The following is a 13960-nucleotide window of genomic DNA, read 5'->3' as shown; positions in this document are numbered from 1 at the left end:
ACTGCCATGCAGACCGCGCACCTCTCGGCCCTGGAAGCGAAGCACGCGACGCTCGAGCAGCGCATCGCCAGCGAGTCGCAGCGACCGGCGCCGAACACGATCGTGATCGCGGACCTGAAGAAGCAGAAGCTCAGGCTGAAGGAGGAGATCGACTCGCTGCACTGACGCGCCAGCGTCGACGGCACGAGTCGTGAGCAGGGGCCCGGCGGACATGGTCCGCCGGGCCTTTCTCATGCCGTCCCGCTCAGCGCGGCCTGGCAGCGGCGGGCGCGCATCCGACCAGCCCGGCGAGCGGCACCACCAGCGTGTCCTGCCCCGGACGGTCGAGCCGCAGCGTCGCGCTGGGCACGGCCGCGCCGTTGTTGAGGTTGGGGCGCGGCTCGATCGTGAGCTGCACCGTCGCGGTGACCTCCGAGGCGCGATAGATCGACTCGGCATTGAGCCCGAGCGCGACCGTGCCCGCCGCCGCGGCGCGCGGCAGGTCGCGGACCGAGCCGTCGAGCGCGATCCGCAGCGTCGCCGGATCAGCGGTGGCCACCGCCGCGAGCCCGCGCACCTGGCCGGTCGAGAAAAGATAGGCGGCGCAGCCGCGCGCGGGCAGTTCCTGGCGCGGCAGCGTGCTGAGGGGGAGGCCATCGATCGAGTCGGTCGGGAGTGCCGGCGCGGCCTGGACCAGCGCGAGCAGGAGAGCGAGCGTCATGGCGCCGAGACTATCATGACGAGCCACGCCGGATAAGCCGCGATCGCCAGCAGCGTGCCGAGCGGCAGCGCGTCGTCGCGCGCCAGCCCGCGCCCGCGCAGATGCTGGAAGGCGACCCAGCCGAGCCCGGCCAACCCCGCTACCAGCAGCACCGCGGGGAGCAGCCGCCACCCCAGCCACAGCCCGATCGCGCCGAGCAGCTTGGGATCGCCCCCACCCATCCCCTCGCGCCCGCGCCAGCGGCGGTAACCGGCCGCGACGAGCCACAGCAGCGCGAAGCCGGCGACACCGCCGATCACCCGCTCGGCGAGATCGGGCGGGCACCACCAGGCGCTCGCTGCTCCGCCGAGTGCGAGCGCCGCGACCAGCTCGTCGGGCAGCCAGAAGTCGCTCGCGTCGAGTAAAGCGAGCACCAGCAGCAGCCAGCCGAACAGCGCACCCGCCGCCGCTTCCCAACCCGGCGCCGCGAGCCCGGCGGCGACGCCGATTGCGGCGCAGCCCGCCTCGACGAGCAGGTGGCGCTGGTCGATCGCGGCACCGCAGCTGCGGCACCTGCCGCGCGCGACCGCGCCGCTGACGAGCGGCACCAGCTCATGGGCGGCGAGCCTACGGCCGCACGAGTCGCACGCCGAGCGGCCGGTCAGCACCGAGCGCCCGGCGGGCCAGCGCACCGCGATCGTGGCGAGGAAGCTGCCGACGATCGCCCCGAGCACACCGAGCAGCGCGGGCCAGACGAGCGGGTCAGCCATGGTGAGACGCTGAGCGGCGGCGCGAAGAAAACGTGCTCCACACCACTGGCTGTTCCCCGGCGCAGGCCGGGGTCCAGGTGGGAAGACCGAAGTGGTTGAACCGCAATGTCTCCCACCTGGGCCCCGGCTTGCGCCGGGGAACGAGGAGCAACAAGCGTGCACCGACCTCCCCTCCTATCGAGCGCTCGCTCCGCACCGTTCGCCGCTTGCTCGCTGCCGTCTCGCTGGTCACCCGCGACCGCCTAGCGGTTTGTAAAGCCGCCCGCGAGCGATTAGATGCGGTGCAACAAATCGCCCGAGAGGAACCCCGTCATGGCCACCGATCCCGTCGTCATCCTATCCTATGCGCGAACGCCGATGGGCTCGATGCAGGGCAGTCTGGCGGGCCTGAGCGCGAGCGAGCTCGGCGCGGCGGCGGTGAAGGGCGCGGTCGAGCGCGCCGGGGTGGATGCCGCCGCAGTGGAGCGGATCTACATGGGCAACGTGCTCTCCGCCGGGGTCGGCCAGGCCCCCGCGCGCCAGGCCGCGATCCGCGCCGGGCTGGGCGAGCATGTCGAGGCCACCACGCTCAACAAGGTGTGCGGCTCGGGCATGCAGGCGGCGATCCTCGGCAGCGACGCGCTCGCGGCCGGCTCGGTCGATCTGGTGATCGCGGGCGGCATGGAGAGCATGACCAACGCGCCCTATCTCTCCAAGGCGCACCGCGGCGGCGCGCGGATCGGCCACGACCGGCTGTTCGACCATATGTTCCTCGACGGTCTCGAGGATGCCTATGAGCCGGGCAAGGCGATGGGCGTGTTCGCCGAGGATACCGCGCAGGAATATCAGTTCACCCGCCAGGCGCAGGACGATTTTGCGATCGCCTCGCTCCAGCGCGCGCAGGCGGCGCAGCGGAGCGGCGCGTTCGACCGTGAGATCGTCAGCGTCGACGTGGTCGGGCGCAAGGGCACGACGACGGTGAGCGTCGACGAACAGCCGAGCAAGGGCGACATCACCAAGATCCCGACGCTCAAGCCCGCCTTCGCCAAGGAGGGCACGATCACCGCGGCCAACGCTTCCTCGATCTCGGACGGCGCCGCCGCTCTGGTGCTGACCCGTTTGTCGGTCGCGGAGAGGCTGGGGATCAAGCCGGTGGCGCAGATCGTCGCGCATGCCGCGCATGCGCATCGCCCCGCGCGCTTCACCACCGCGCCGGTGCCGGCGATGAAGAAGGTGCTGGAGCGCGCCGGCTGGAGCAAGGACGAGGTCGATCTCTGGGAGGTCAACGAGGCCTTCGCCTGCGTCGCGATGGTGGCGATGCAGGAGCTCGCGCTCGATCACGAGGTGGTGAACGTCAACGGCGGCGCCTGCGCGCTGGGACACCCGATCGGCGCCTCGGGCGCGCGCATCCTGGCGACGCTGCTGGCGGCGCTGGAGAACCGCGGCGTCAAGCGCGGCGTCGGCTCGCTGTGCATCGGCGGCGGCGAGGGCGTGGCGATGGCGGTCGAGCTGATGCACTGAGGCCCGGGAGCGGCGCGGCTCGGGTGGTCGCGCGCGCTCCGCTCTTTCGCCTGGACGGTTATCCGGCCCGCTTCACGCGCTTCCGTTCCCCGGCGAAGAGCTGAGGAACGCCGGGGAGACCGACGAAGGCCTTCCGACCGGGCCCCGGCCTTCGCCGGGGAACGGGAGGGCAGGCGCCATCGCCCGCCCTCCTCACCTCACGCGCTGAGCACGTCATACACCGTCACCTTGCGCCACAACTTCTCGCACTCGGCGACGAAGGCGCGATGGATCGGATGGTCCTGATAGGCCTTCTGGTCGGCGACCGTGTCGAAGAACATCAGCTCGGACACGTCCCAGCTCGAATCGATGACGTCGCGCTGCTCGGTCGGCGCGGGCACGCCGATGTGGAGCCCGCGCAACGCGGGGATGCCCGCCAGCGTGCGCAGCCCCGCGATCAGCTTGGCGCGGTCGCCGGCGTCGCCCGGACTCTTGAGCCAGAAGAAGACGTGATGGATCACCTTGGCCGGGATCGCGGGAGCGGCCGCCTCGGCGTCACCCGCCGCGCCGGTCACCGCCGCCGCGCCGGCGCCGCCGAGCGCCATCATCATCATCAGGTCCCGCCGGCTGCTCTCCACGCGCTTGCTCCCGTAAGTGTCTTTGAAGGCGCCCTTGTCTGGAGGCGGACGGGGGCGAGTCAAGGCATTTGGGCTGATATCGGCTGGCGTCGCGCGTCTTCACCGTTCCCCGGCGGAGGCCGGGGTCCAGGTAGGAAGCGGTCCTGAGACTCACCGGGGTTTCCTACCTGGGCCCCGGCCTCCGCCGGGGCACACTCTATTTCTTCCCCATCAGCTCGCGCCGCAGGAAGGCGTCGAGCAGCGCGGCGCGGTTGGCGTCCTCGGCATGGTCGGCGCCGACGGCGTGGCCACCCTCCAGGTACTCGTGGAAATAGACCGGATTGCCCTTGGCCTTCAGCAGCGCCGCCAGCTTGCGTGCGTGGCCGGGATGGACCCGGTCGTCCTTGGTCGAGAGATAGAAGAAGGCGGGCGGGTAGCGCACCCCGTCGCGCACGTTCTGATAGGGCGAGTAGCGGCGGATGAAGGCCCAGTCGGTGGGCCTGTCGGGGTCGCCGTATTCGTCGATCCACGACGCACCCGCGGACAGGTGCGAGTAGCGCTTCATGTCCTCCAGCGGCGAGCCCGCGATGATCGCGCCGTACAGGTCGGGCCGCTGCGTCAGCGCCACCCCCACCAGCAGCCCGCCGTTGGAGCGACCCGATACCGCGATCTTCTTCTTCGCCGACACGCCCGTGCGCACCAGATCCTCGGCGACGGCGTGGAGGTCGTCGTAGACGTTCTGGCGCTTCTCGCGCAGTCCCGCCTGGTGCCAGCGCGGGCCATATTCGCCGCCGCCGCGCAGGTTGGCGAGCACATAGGCGCCGCCCTGCTCGACCCAGAACAGCGCCAGCGGCCCGGCGCGATAGGGTTGGCCGGTGAGATAGGTTGGCGTCTGTGCGAGCTTGAACCCACCGTAGGCGTGGATCAGCGCGGGTGCGGGGGCGGTGGCGCCCTTCTTGGTGACGAGGAAGTATGGCACGCGCGTGCCGTCGCGCGAGGTGGCAAAGCGCTGCGTGACCGCGAATCGGCTGGCGTCGAAGCGCGCCGGCAGCGACTGGACGACGCGCGGCGCTCCCTCCTCGCTTGCCACGTACAGCGTCGGCGGCGTCAGCATGCCCTCGACCGAGACGAAGGTCTCGTCGCTGGTTCCGACCTGCGTCGCAAGATGCACCGTGCTGTTGCCCGGCAGCGGCACCGCCCGCTGTGTCCACGTGCCGTCGCCGGCGCGGCGCAGCGCGAGCAGCTTGCCCGAGACGTCGTCGAGCAGCTTGACCCAGAGCACGTGGTCGCTCGCGCCCGCCTCCTCAATCGCCTGATGCTCGGTCGGCGCGAGCACCAATTCGGGTGTCGCGCGGCGGCCGGCGGCGATGTCGGCGAGCGACCAGGCGACCAGCGCACCGGCGGGGAAGCCGAGCGCGGGCTGGCTCAGCCGCGCGACGACGCGGCCGTCGATCACCTCCATCACGTCGGCGTTCTTGGGCAGCCCGAGCGGGACGAAGCGGCCGTCGTCGGTGCCGAGCAGCAACGCCCGATCGAAGAAGCTGCGCCCGACGCTGATCATCGGCCAGCGCCGGTTCGCGTCGACGAAGGCGAGCGGGGTCACCTCCACCGCGGTGACCGGCGACTCATGCACCAGCCGCGCGTCGGCGAGCGGGGTACCGCGCTTCCACCGTTTGACGATGCGCGGGTAGCCCGACTCGGTCAGCGAGCCCTGGCCCCAGTCGGTCGCGACCAGCAACGTGTCCTCGTCGATCCAGGCAGCGTCGTTCTTGGCCTCGGGCACGACGAAGCCGCCGTCGACGAAGCGGCCGGTGGTGAGGTCGAACTCGCGCACCACCTGCGCGTCGGTGCCGCCGTTGCTGAGCTTGACGAGACAGCGCGTATAAGCGGGTTCGAGGCAGCTGGCGCCGTGCCACACCCAGCTCTTGCCCTCGGCCTTGCCGAGCGCGTCGACGTCGATCAGCGTGCGCCACTGGGGCCTACCGGCGCGATAGTCGGCGAGCGGCGACACGCGCCACAGCCCGCGCGGGTTGCGCGCGTCGCGCCACAGGTTGGTGACCTGCTGGCCGAGCACCGCGTCGGGATCGGCGATCTGCGCCTCGTCGTCGAGGATCTCGCGCGCGCGGGCGCGGTCCTGCTGGTAGCGCGGATCCTTGGTGAGCACGGCCTCGGTCTCGGCGTTCCACGCCTTGACCTGGTCGAGCGCGCGGGCGCCCTCGATGTCCTCGAGCCAGAGATAGGGATCGGCGGCGGGCGCGGCGGCGGCGATCAGCGGCAGGAGGGCGAGCGGGAGAAGCGTCTTCATCGCCGCCCTGCGTAACGGCGGCGGCGGCGGAGGGGAAGCACGGGGGTGACGGGGGATGGTGGAGAGCGAGGGTTGGGGATCAACATCCAACCACCCTCCACCGTCATCCCGGACTTGTTCCAGGATCCACCGTTCCGCTCACCCAGCGGCCGGCGAGGACGTGGACGGGTGGATCCCGGAACAAGTCCGGGATGACGGAAGAAGGGGTGCAGAAGAAGCGGCGCCGCCTCCCTCAGTCCCCCGTCACCTTCACCTTGCCGAGGTCGCCCTGCCCCACCGTGGCGCCGGCCATGCTCATCATCGCGTCGAGGCTCTTCTTCGCCTCGAGCCGCAGCCCCTCCTCGATCTCGATCCGCGGGGTGAGGTCGCGCAGCGCGAGGTACAGCTTCTCCATCGTGTTAAGCGCCATGTACGGGCAAATGTTGCAATTGCAGTTGCCGTCCGCGCCGGGCGCGCCGATGAAGCGCTTGGCCGGCAGCGCCTTCTCCATCTGATGGATGATGTGCGGCTCGGTCGCGACGATCAGCGTGTCGCCCGGCATCGCCATCGCATATTCGAGGATGCCGCGGGTCGAGCCGACGTAATCGGCGTGGTCGAGGATCACCGCGGGGCATTCCGGGTGCGCCACCACCGGCGCGCCGGGATGCTCGGCCTTGAGCTTGAGCAGCTCGGTCTCGCTGAACGCCTCATGGACGATGCACACCCCCGGCCACAGGATCAGGTCGCGCCCGGTCTTGCGCGCGAGATAGCCGCCGAGATTGCGGTCGGGGCCGAAGATGATCTTCTGCTCGGGCGGGATCTTGGCGAGGATCGTCTCCGCCGAGGAGGAGGTGACGATGACGTCGCTCAGCGCCTTCACCGCGGTCGAGCAGTTGATGTAGGTCAGCGCGATCGCGTCGGGATGCTGCGCGCGGAAGGCGGCGAACTGCTCGGGCGGGCAGCTGTCCTCGAGCGAGCAGCCCGCGTCCATGTCGGGCAGCACGACGGTCTTCTGCGGGGACAGGATCTTGGCGGTCTCGGCCATGAAGCGCACGCCGCAGAAGGCGATCACGTCGGCGTCGGTCGCCTGCGCCTTGCGGCTCAGGTCGAGGCTGTCGCCGACGAAGTCGGCCAAGTCCTGGATCTCGGGCTTCTGGTAATAATGCGCCAGGATCACGGCGTTGCGCTCCGTGCGGAGGCGGTCGATCTCGGCGCGCAGGTCGAGCCCGGCGAGGTTGGTCGGCTGGTCCATGGCTGCGCAGATGGCCCGGCAGCGCCGCCGGATCAAGTCAGCTGCCGTTGCCGAGCACTTCCTCGAGCGAGCGGGTGAGGTCCCAGCGCTCGCTGCTGCCGGTGCGCGGCTCGCCGGCGAAGCGCACCGTGACGGTCACGGGCAGTCCCGCGGCGTCGAGGCTGCCGGCGAACAGCCGCTCCAGCGCGGCGCGGCCGTTCTCGCGCGCCTTGCGCATGTTCTCGGGCTCGCGCGCCTTGGCGGCGACGACCGTGGTCGCCTTGGCCGACACCATCTTCTGCAGCTCCGCCATCGCACCGCGCGGCGGCAGGAAGCCGGTGGTGGTGTCGAGCGTGACGCGGCTCTCATCGACGTTTGGGGTGCCGACGACGACGTCGGGCACCTCGACCAGCAGGGTGCGCCGGCGCGAGTCGTAGCGGAAGTCGCGCGGCGCCAGCGCGCCGAGGTTGACGAAATAGTCGACGTCGTACGGCGCCTTGATCAGCCGGACGTAGCGCAGCCAGCCGAACATCCGGGTGGTGGACGCGGTGGACTGTACCGTGCCCGCGAGATGGCTGACACGCAGGTCGCTGCTGCCGTACAGCCGCCCGGCGACCACGCGCGCCACCGCGACGCCGTCGTCGTCGGTCGAGACGGCGTAGCGCTCGGTATAGTAACGGTAGCCGACGAAGGTCGCGACTAGGATCGCGGTGGCGATCGCCAGCGACACCAGCAGCTTGCCCAGCCCGGTCAGATGATCCGCCACGCGCCCTCCTCCTGTGTCGCCGCGCCGCGCCGCTCCAGATCGATCAGATGCGCCAGCACCGAGCGCGCCGCCGCCCCCGCCAACCGCGGATCGAGCCCGACGTACATGCGCTCGACCAGTGCGGCGACGGTGTGCGGCGCGGCGGTGAGCAGGCGGACGATCTGGCCCTCACGCTGCCGGCGATGCCCGAGCATGCCGCGTACCAGCCGCTGCGGTCGCTCCACCGCCTCGCCGTGGCCGGGGTAGTAGACGCGGTCGTCGCGCGCGAGCAGCGTCTCCAGGCTCGCCAGATACTCGCCCATGGCGCCGTCGGGCGGCGAGATCACGCTGGTGGCCCAGCCCATGACATGGTCACCCGAGAACAGCGCCCCGCTCTCCTCCAGCGCATAGGCGAGGTGCTGGCTGGTATGGCCGGGCGTGGCGAGCGCGGTGAGGGTCCAGCCGCTGCCGCTCACGCTGTCACCATCGGCGAGGACTCGATCGGGAGCATAGTCGCGGTCGAACGCGGCATCGACCGCAGCGCCCTCGCCCGCCTCGCCGCGCACCGTGGCGGCGGCGCCGACGATCGGTGCGCCGGTCGCGGCGGCGAGCGTGCGCGCGGCGGGGGAATGGTCGCGGTGATGGTGCGTGATCAGGATAGCGCGCACGGGACGGCCCGCGATTGCGACGCGGAGCGCGGCGAGGTGCGCGGCGTCGTCGGGGCCCGGGTCGATCACCGCGATATCGTCACGTCCGACGATATGCGTCTGCGTGCCCGTGTAGGTATAGGCCGAGGCGTTGGGAGCGAGCACGCGGGTGACGAGCGGCTCGAGCGGGACGGCCAGGCCGGTGGGAGGAGGCTTCGCCATCGCGCCACCAGATGGCGGCTACGCGGCGGCGAAGCAAGCGGGGGCGAAGCAACCGGCGCGGCTCAGTCGTCGTCGCGCCGCGTCATCTCGTCGCGCAGCTCGCGCATTGCCTGTTCGACGCCTTGCACCGCCTCGCGGCGCGCCTCGGCGGGCATGTCGCGGTTGGCGGCGAGCTGGGCGCGGGTCTGCTCCAGGCTGGCGAGCGCGGTGCGCATCGCGCCGACGCGCTGGCCACGCGCCTCCATTGCCGCCCGGCTCGCCTCGCGCGCGGCGCGCTCGACATGGTCGGTGCAGATCACGGTGACGCGCTGGCCGTTCTGCGCAGCGCTCATCACGAAGCGCGACGGCTCGCCGCCGCAGCGGCGGCTCGCGACCGGCGGCACCGGCGGCATTGGCGGGACCGAGGCGAAGGCGGGCAGCGGCGGCAGCGGCGCGACCGGGGGCACCGGCGGGGTCGGCGCCGGGTGCGCCGCGATGTAGTCGGCCGCTTCCTGGTCCTCGAAGGTCGTGGTCTGGCCGTCGCGCACGATCGTGACTCGCTGGCGGTGGTGGCCGGCTGCCGGGGCGGCCGGCGCGCTCGGCACCGCCGGCGCGGCGGGCGGCTCGGGGAAAGAGGCCATCAGCGACAAAGCGTCGTCGAAGGCGTGCGGGTCGATCCCGACCGCTTCCTCGACCCCGCCACGCATCCGCTCCGCCGCCTGCGTGCCCGAGGCGGTGAGCCCCAGCGCGCCGAGCGCGATCGCGGCGGTGGCGGCGACGCCGAGCGTCGTGCGGGCGCGCGAGGCGCGAGTCCGGCTCAGCATGCGCAATCTCCCTTTCAGGTCCTTGACGGTGTGGAGGTGGCAGGTGGCGGTCACGGCGCGGCCGTGCGCCGCCTTGACGATGGCGCAGCCATAAGCATGGCGTGAGGCGCCGCCGAGCCGCGCGAGCACGCCGGCGTCATTGGCCATCTCCTGGTCGGCGCGGAAGGCGCGGAAGGCGAACCAGGCGAGCGGGTTGAACCAGTGGAGCGCGAGCACCGCCAATGCCATCCAATTGGCGACCAGGTCGCCGCGGCGGTGATGGCCGAGCTCGTGCTCGAGCGCGAGCGCGCGCTCCTCCGCGTCGAAGCGCGCGGCGAAATCGCGCGGGAAAGCGACGACCTTGTCGAACACGCCGAACGCCACCGGTCCGCTCGCCGCCTCGCTCTGCACGATCGTGACGCCGCCGATCTGGTCGAGCGCGAGGCCGTGACGCAGTAGCCGATAGCGGAAGCGCCAGTAATCGGCGACCTGCCACAGCAACAGCGCGACCGCACCGGCCGCCCAGGTGCCGAGCACGATCGCGGGCAGCAGCGATGCCGTCTGCGGCACCAACGCGGGCAGCGCGGCGACCGGTTCGAGCGCGTGCGCGATCGGCTCCGCCGCGGGCAGCGACGCGAGCGTCGGCAGCGCCTCGGCGCGCCACCCGGCGGGTAGCGGCGGCAGCAGCAGCCGCAGCGCCGGGATCGCCCACAGCGCGTAGGCGACCGGTGCCCCAAAGCTCCGCCGCACTGGCGTGCGCAACACCAGCACCGCGAGCATCAGCAGCGCCGACGCGAGCAAGGATTCCATGGCCCAGGCGATCATTGCTTCAACTCCCGCAGAAGTGCCTCGATCTCGGTGATGTCCTGCTCGGTGAGCGCGTCGCGTTCGGCGAGGTGCGCGACCAAGGGGGTGAGCCGGCCGCCGAACAGCCGGTCGATCAGCCGACGCGACTCGCCCTCGACATAATCCTCGCGCTGGACCGCCGGGCTGTAGAGGTAGCGGCGGCCGTCGACCTCGTGGCACACCGCCTCTTTGGCGAGCAGCCGACCGAGCAACGTCTTCACCGTCGCGGCGCTCCAGCCACGCGCGGGGTCGACCCGCTCGGCCACGTCCTGCGCGGTGAGCGGGCTGTCATCCCACAGCACCTCCATCACCGCATGCTCGGCATCGCTGATCCGCTCGGCCACGACTCACTCCTCACTGACTACGACTGTAATCATCTCGATTACGGCTGTAGTCAATGGCGTTATGCATGGACGTCGTCGCGATTGTTTACAGCTGACGGTCTCCCGCAAAGCGCCACTCGATGCGGAAGGTGGTCGTCCTACCTCGGACGCCTCGATGGTTCGCCTAGCCAATTGCGCTCATGCGCTTCATCACGCTTCGGCCCAAGATGTGATGAGCCGTGCGTTACCCGATCGTAGCGGCGCAGGAGCACGCGGCGATGCGCATCGCAGCTGGTACGGCCTGATGCCCTACATGCGCGTCACCCCGGTGAAGGCCGAGGTCCAGTTGAGGGACGGACGTGAGACTCACGACGCCGTCCCAACCGGACCCCGGCCTTCGCCGGGGTGACGAAGGAATTCGGAAGCTTACGAGCCGCTTCTGCGAAGGACGTGTGCCCCCCTTTCAGTCGGCTACTTCGCCTCGGCCGTCGCGGCGCCGGCGTTCTGGAACAGCGCGGCCAACTCGCCCGACTCGTACATCTCCATCATGATGTCCGAGCCGCCGACGAACTCGCCGCCGACGTAGAGCTGCGGGATCGTTGGCCAGTCCGAATAGCCCTTGATGCCCTGCCGGATCGCTTGGTCCTGCAGCACGTCGACGCTCTCGAACGCGACGCCGAGCCGCTCCAGGATCGCCACCGCGCGGCTGGAAAAGCCGCACTGCGGGAACAGCGGCGTGCCCTTCATGAACAGCACCACCGGATTGTTCTTCACCACCGCGTCGATGCGGGCGTTCGTGTCGTCGGTCATCGCTTCAACCCTCTTGTACCGCGTTTATTTCGGGACGGCGGTGGTCAACTGCAAGGCGTGCAGCACGCCGCCCATGCGACCGCCCAGCGCGGCATAGACCGCCTGATGCTGCTTCACCCGCGGCATGCCGGCGAACGACGGCGCCACGACGCGCGCGGACCAATGGTCCCCGTCGCCGGCGAGATCGGTCATCTCCACCTCGGCATCGGGAATGCCCGCCTTGATCAGCGCGGCGATCTCCGCCCCTTCCATCGGCATCCGTCTTACTCCGATTGCAGCAGCTGGCGCCGCGCCTCGATCGTCTTCTCTTCGAGCGCGCGGCGCACCGCCCCCTCGTCGACGTCGACGTTGGCGGCGGTGAGGTCACCGTACACCTTGCGCACCACATCCTCGTCGCCGGCCTCCTCGAAGTCGGCCTGGACGACCGCCTTGGCATAAGCGTCGGTCTCAGCGGGGGTGAGCTGCATCAGCTCGGCGGCCCATTGCCCAACGAGGCGATTGCGCCGCGCGACGATGCGGAACGCCACTTCCTCGTCGCGCGCGAACTTGGCCTCGAACGCGCGCTGGCGGTCCTCGAAGGTGGTCATGCTGGTTCCCCACGGTGTAGCAGACCGGGATAGTGCGCGCAGGGGCGCGGCGCAACGGGCGGACGGCCGAGGCATGCGGGAGGTCAAGGCAATCGCCTGCTTCTTCTTCCGTCATCCCGGACTTGTTCCGGGATTCACCGTGCCGGTTGGCACCTGATCCCCCGGATGATGGCGCCGTCCGAAAGGGCCGGTCGGGGCGCCGCGCACCGCGCCGTTACTCACGACGATACGCGGCACCCGGCGACATGGCCGCGGCGACGGTGCAACCTACGCCCCCACCCGCACCACCAGCTTGCCGACCGACTCGCGCGCCGCCATGCGGGCGATCGCCTCGCCGCCGCGCTCGAACGGGAACACCTCGGTGACCCGCGGCGCGATCCTGCCCTCGCCCCACAGCTCGAACAGGTGAGCGATGTGCGCGCGGTTGCGCTCGGGGTGACGCGCGGCGAACGCGCCCCAGAAGACGCCGCGCACGTCGCAGCTCTTCAGCAGCGTCAGATTGAGCGGCAGCCTGGGGATGCCGGCGGGGAAGCCGACGACGAGATAGCGCCCTTCCCAGCCGAGCGAGCGCAGCGCCGGCTCGGCATAGTCGCCGCCGACGGGATCGTAGACGAGGTCGAAACCATTCGGCGCCGCCGCTGTCTTGAAGCGGTCCGCCAGCGCCTTGCTCTGTTCCTTATCGAACGGCGCGCGATCGTAGACCAGCACCTCGTCCGCACCGGCCGCGCGCACCGCCACCGCCTTGGCCTCGCTCGACACCGCGCCGACGACGTACGCACCGAATGCCTTGCCCAGCTCGACCGCCGCGAGCCCGACCCCGCCCGCGGCGCCCAGCACCAGAAGCCGTTCGCCCGCGGCGATCGCGCCGCGGTCGACCAGAGCGTGGATCGTCGTCGCATAAGTGAGCAGCAGCGCAGAGGCTTCCTCGAAGCTGCGCCCAAGGGGCACGGCGTGGAGCGAGTCTGCGACGAAGCGCAACCGCTCGCTCAGCCCGCCCATCATCGTGTTACCCATCACGCGGTCACCGACCTGCCAGCGGGTGACGCCCTCCCCGACTTCGGCGACCACGCCGGCGATCTCGCCGCCCGGCGCGAACGGGCGCGGCGGGCGCATCTGGTAGCGGTCCTCGATCACCAGCACGTCGGGATAGTTGATCGCGCAGGCCTTGACCGCGACCACCACCTCGCCCGGCCCAGCGACGGGATCGGGCAACTCGCCGATCTCCAGCGTGTCAGGCCCGCCCGGCACCCTCGACAGCAAGGCCCGCATCATCCGCTCTCCCGTGCCCGATCCAAGGGCGCTCGACGCCGAGCCGCTCCTCGAAATTCGAAATCACGGTATCCTTTGCCAGCGTGAGGCCGACCTCGTCCAGCCCCTCCATCAGACAGCGACGGCGGAAGGGGTCGAGTTCGAACGTATAGCGATCCTGGTACGGCGTAGTGACCGTCATGGTCTCGAGATCGACGGTGACCGGGTCGGTCTTCGCCACCTCGACCAGCCGATCCACTGCCTCCTGCGGCAGCACCACGGTGACGATGCCGTTCTTGAAGGCGTTGCCCGAGAAGATGTCCGAGAAGCTCGGCGCGATCACCGCCCGCACGCCCATGTCGGCGAGCGCCCAGGCGGCATGCTCGCGGCTCGAGCCGCAGCCGAAATTGTCGCCCGCGATCAGGATCGGGGCGCCGGCGTAGCGCGGGTCGTCGAAGAGGTTGCCGGGCTGCGCGCGCACCGTCTCGAACGCGCCGCGGCCGAGGCCGGAGCGCGTGATCGTCTTGAGCCAGTGCGCCGGGATGATGACGTCAGTGTCGACGTTCTTGGCGCCCCAGGGATAAGCGGTGCCGCTGACGCGGGTGACGGCCTCCATCAGCGCGCCGGGTTGCTCGGCGGGATCGCGGGCTTGGCGATCGCCGCATAGGCCGCCACGCCGCTCAGCACCGA

16 protein-coding genes are annotated in these 13960 nt (G+C 70.8%); 2 read left to right on the top strand and 14 right to left on the bottom strand.

Features of this window, described 5'->3' with window-relative positions:
• Positions 1-6 precede the first annotated feature (6 nt).
• Positions 7-165 carry a YdcH family protein gene (locus tag FHY03_RS08070; RefSeq protein WP_183920558.1) on the top strand — a complete coding sequence of 53 codons (159 nt, stop codon included), beginning with the start codon at positions 7-9 and terminating at the stop codon, positions 163-165.
• A gap of 79 nt (positions 166-244) precedes the next feature.
• On the opposite strand, the gene FHY03_RS08065 is transcribed toward FHY03_RS08070, so the two are convergent.
• Together FHY03_RS08065 and FHY03_RS08060 are read right to left on the bottom strand one after the other, a co-directional pair.
• Positions 245-700 (bottom strand): hypothetical protein, encoded by a 456-nt coding sequence (locus tag FHY03_RS08065; RefSeq protein ID WP_183929922.1) that lies wholly within the window; start codon positions 698-700, stop codon positions 245-247.
• Entirely contained in the window at positions 697-1449 is a 753-nt protein-coding gene (locus FHY03_RS08060) for an A24 family peptidase (protein ID WP_183929920.1), read from the bottom strand. Before FHY03_RS08060 ends, FHY03_RS08065 begins: the two co-directional genes overlap by 4 nt.
• 312 nt (positions 1450-1761) lie before the next feature.
• Between FHY03_RS08060 and FHY03_RS08055 the strand changes: the two genes are divergently transcribed.
• Positions 1762-2949: an acetyl-CoA C-acyltransferase gene (locus FHY03_RS08055; protein ID WP_183929918.1), complete on the top strand. Its 1188-nt coding sequence runs from the start codon at positions 1762-1764 to the stop codon at positions 2947-2949.
• Positions 2950-3146: 197 nt separating this feature from the next.
• On the opposite strand, the gene FHY03_RS08050 is transcribed toward FHY03_RS08055, so the two are convergent.
• The 12 genes from FHY03_RS08050 to leuD all read right to left on the bottom strand — a co-directional run bounded on the left by FHY03_RS08050 (position 3147) and on the right by leuD (position 13886).
• The gene (locus tag FHY03_RS08050; RefSeq protein ID WP_311721340.1) at positions 3147-3566 is read right to left on the bottom strand and encodes a Dabb family protein; all 420 of its coding nucleotides are present in this window, start codon (positions 3564-3566) and stop codon (positions 3147-3149) included.
• Positions 3567-3762: 196 nt separating this feature from the next.
• On the bottom strand, positions 3763-5850 hold the full coding sequence (locus tag FHY03_RS08045; RefSeq protein ID WP_183929916.1) for a prolyl oligopeptidase family protein: 2088 nt from the start codon (positions 5848-5850) through the stop codon (positions 3763-3765).
• 232 nt (positions 5851-6082) lie between these two features.
• Positions 6083-7081 carry a quinolinate synthase NadA gene (nadA, locus tag FHY03_RS08040; protein ID WP_183929914.1) on the bottom strand — a complete coding sequence of 333 codons (999 nt, stop codon included), beginning with the start codon at positions 7079-7081 and terminating at the stop codon, positions 6083-6085.
• A gap of 37 nt (positions 7082-7118) precedes the next feature.
• Positions 7119-7826, bottom strand: coding sequence for a DUF4230 domain-containing protein (locus tag FHY03_RS08035; protein WP_183929912.1), 708 nt, complete (start codon positions 7824-7826; stop codon positions 7119-7121).
• Complete coding sequence (locus FHY03_RS08030) at positions 7811-8674, bottom strand: MBL fold metallo-hydrolase (RefSeq protein WP_183929910.1); 864 nt, start codon at positions 8672-8674, stop codon at positions 7811-7813. The genes FHY03_RS08035 and FHY03_RS08030 overlap by 16 nt, the downstream gene beginning before the upstream one ends.
• A 62-nt stretch (positions 8675-8736) precedes the next feature.
• On the bottom strand, positions 8737-10281 hold the full coding sequence (locus FHY03_RS08025) for a M56 family metallopeptidase (protein WP_183929908.1): 1545 nt from the start codon (positions 10279-10281) through the stop codon (positions 8737-8739).
• Entirely contained in the window at positions 10278-10646 is a 369-nt protein-coding gene (locus tag FHY03_RS08020; protein ID WP_183920567.1) for a BlaI/MecI/CopY family transcriptional regulator, read from the bottom strand. Before FHY03_RS08020 ends, FHY03_RS08025 begins: the two co-directional genes overlap by 4 nt.
• 450 nt (positions 10647-11096) lie before the next feature.
• Positions 11097-11435: a Grx4 family monothiol glutaredoxin gene (grxD, locus tag FHY03_RS08015; RefSeq protein WP_183920568.1), complete on the bottom strand. Its 339-nt coding sequence runs from the start codon at positions 11433-11435 to the stop codon at positions 11097-11099.
• 24 nt (positions 11436-11459) lie between these two features.
• Positions 11460-11693: a BolA family protein gene (locus FHY03_RS08010; RefSeq protein ID WP_183920569.1), complete on the bottom strand. Its 234-nt coding sequence runs from the start codon at positions 11691-11693 to the stop codon at positions 11460-11462.
• A gap of 5 nt (positions 11694-11698) precedes the next feature.
• Positions 11699-12022: a DUF1476 domain-containing protein gene (locus FHY03_RS08005; protein ID WP_183920570.1), complete on the bottom strand. Its 324-nt coding sequence runs from the start codon at positions 12020-12022 to the stop codon at positions 11699-11701.
• A 267-nt stretch (positions 12023-12289) separates the two neighbouring features.
• Positions 12290-13291: an NADPH:quinone oxidoreductase family protein gene (locus FHY03_RS08000; RefSeq protein WP_183930394.1), complete on the bottom strand. Its 1002-nt coding sequence runs from the start codon at positions 13289-13291 to the stop codon at positions 12290-12292.
• Positions 13254-13886: a 3-isopropylmalate dehydratase small subunit gene (gene leuD, locus FHY03_RS07995; protein WP_183929906.1), complete on the bottom strand. Its 633-nt coding sequence runs from the start codon at positions 13884-13886 to the stop codon at positions 13254-13256. Before leuD ends, FHY03_RS08000 begins: the two co-directional genes overlap by 38 nt.
• Positions 13887-13960 lie beyond the last annotated feature (74 nt).

It is taken from the genome of Sphingomonas sp. BK345 (assembly GCF_014193845.1).
GTDB lineage: Bacteria > Pseudomonadota > Alphaproteobacteria > Sphingomonadales > Sphingomonadaceae > Sphingomonas.
Note: the sequence above shows the minus strand (reverse complement) of the source record. Positions and strands in the feature narration are given on the sequence as shown.

Excerpts from the sequence above, each read along its gene's own strand:
- FHY03_RS08005 (WP_183920570.1), bottom strand. The coding sequence starts at position 12,022 with ATGACCACCTTCGAGGACCGCCAGCGCGCGTTCGAGGCCAAGTTCGCG.
- FHY03_RS08045 (WP_183929916.1), bottom strand. The coding sequence starts at position 5,850 with ATGAAGACGCTTCTCCCGCTCGCCCTCCTGCCGCTGATCGCCGCCGCC.
- FHY03_RS08010 (WP_183920569.1), bottom strand. The coding sequence starts at position 11,693 with ATGCCGATGGAAGGGGCGGAGATCGCCGCGCTGATCAAGGCGGGCATT.
- leuD (WP_183929906.1), bottom strand. The coding sequence starts at position 13,886 with ATGGAGGCCGTCACCCGCGTCAGCGGCACCGCTTATCCCTGGGGCGCC.
- FHY03_RS08000 (WP_183930394.1), bottom strand. The coding sequence starts at position 13,291 with ATGCGGGCCTTGCTGTCGAGGGTGCCGGGCGGGCCTGACACGCTGGAG.
- FHY03_RS08070 (WP_183920558.1), top strand. The coding sequence starts at position 7 with ATGCAGACCGCGCACCTCTCGGCCCTGGAAGCGAAGCACGCGACGCTC.
- FHY03_RS08065 (WP_183929922.1), bottom strand. The coding sequence starts at position 700 with ATGACGCTCGCTCTCCTGCTCGCGCTGGTCCAGGCCGCGCCGGCACTC.
- FHY03_RS08030 (WP_183929910.1), bottom strand. The coding sequence starts at position 8,674 with ATGGCGAAGCCTCCTCCCACCGGCCTGGCCGTCCCGCTCGAGCCGCTC.
- FHY03_RS08055 (WP_183929918.1), top strand. The coding sequence starts at position 1,762 with ATGGCCACCGATCCCGTCGTCATCCTATCCTATGCGCGAACGCCGATG.
- nadA (WP_183929914.1), bottom strand. The coding sequence starts at position 7,081 with ATGGACCAGCCGACCAACCTCGCCGGGCTCGACCTGCGCGCCGAGATC.
- grxD (WP_183920568.1), bottom strand. The coding sequence starts at position 11,435 with ATGACCGACGACACGAACGCCCGCATCGACGCGGTGGTGAAGAACAAT.
- FHY03_RS08025 (WP_183929908.1), bottom strand. The coding sequence starts at position 10,281 with ATGATCGCCTGGGCCATGGAATCCTTGCTCGCGTCGGCGCTGCTGATG.
- FHY03_RS08060 (WP_183929920.1), bottom strand. The coding sequence starts at position 1,449 with ATGGCTGACCCGCTCGTCTGGCCCGCGCTGCTCGGTGTGCTCGGGGCG.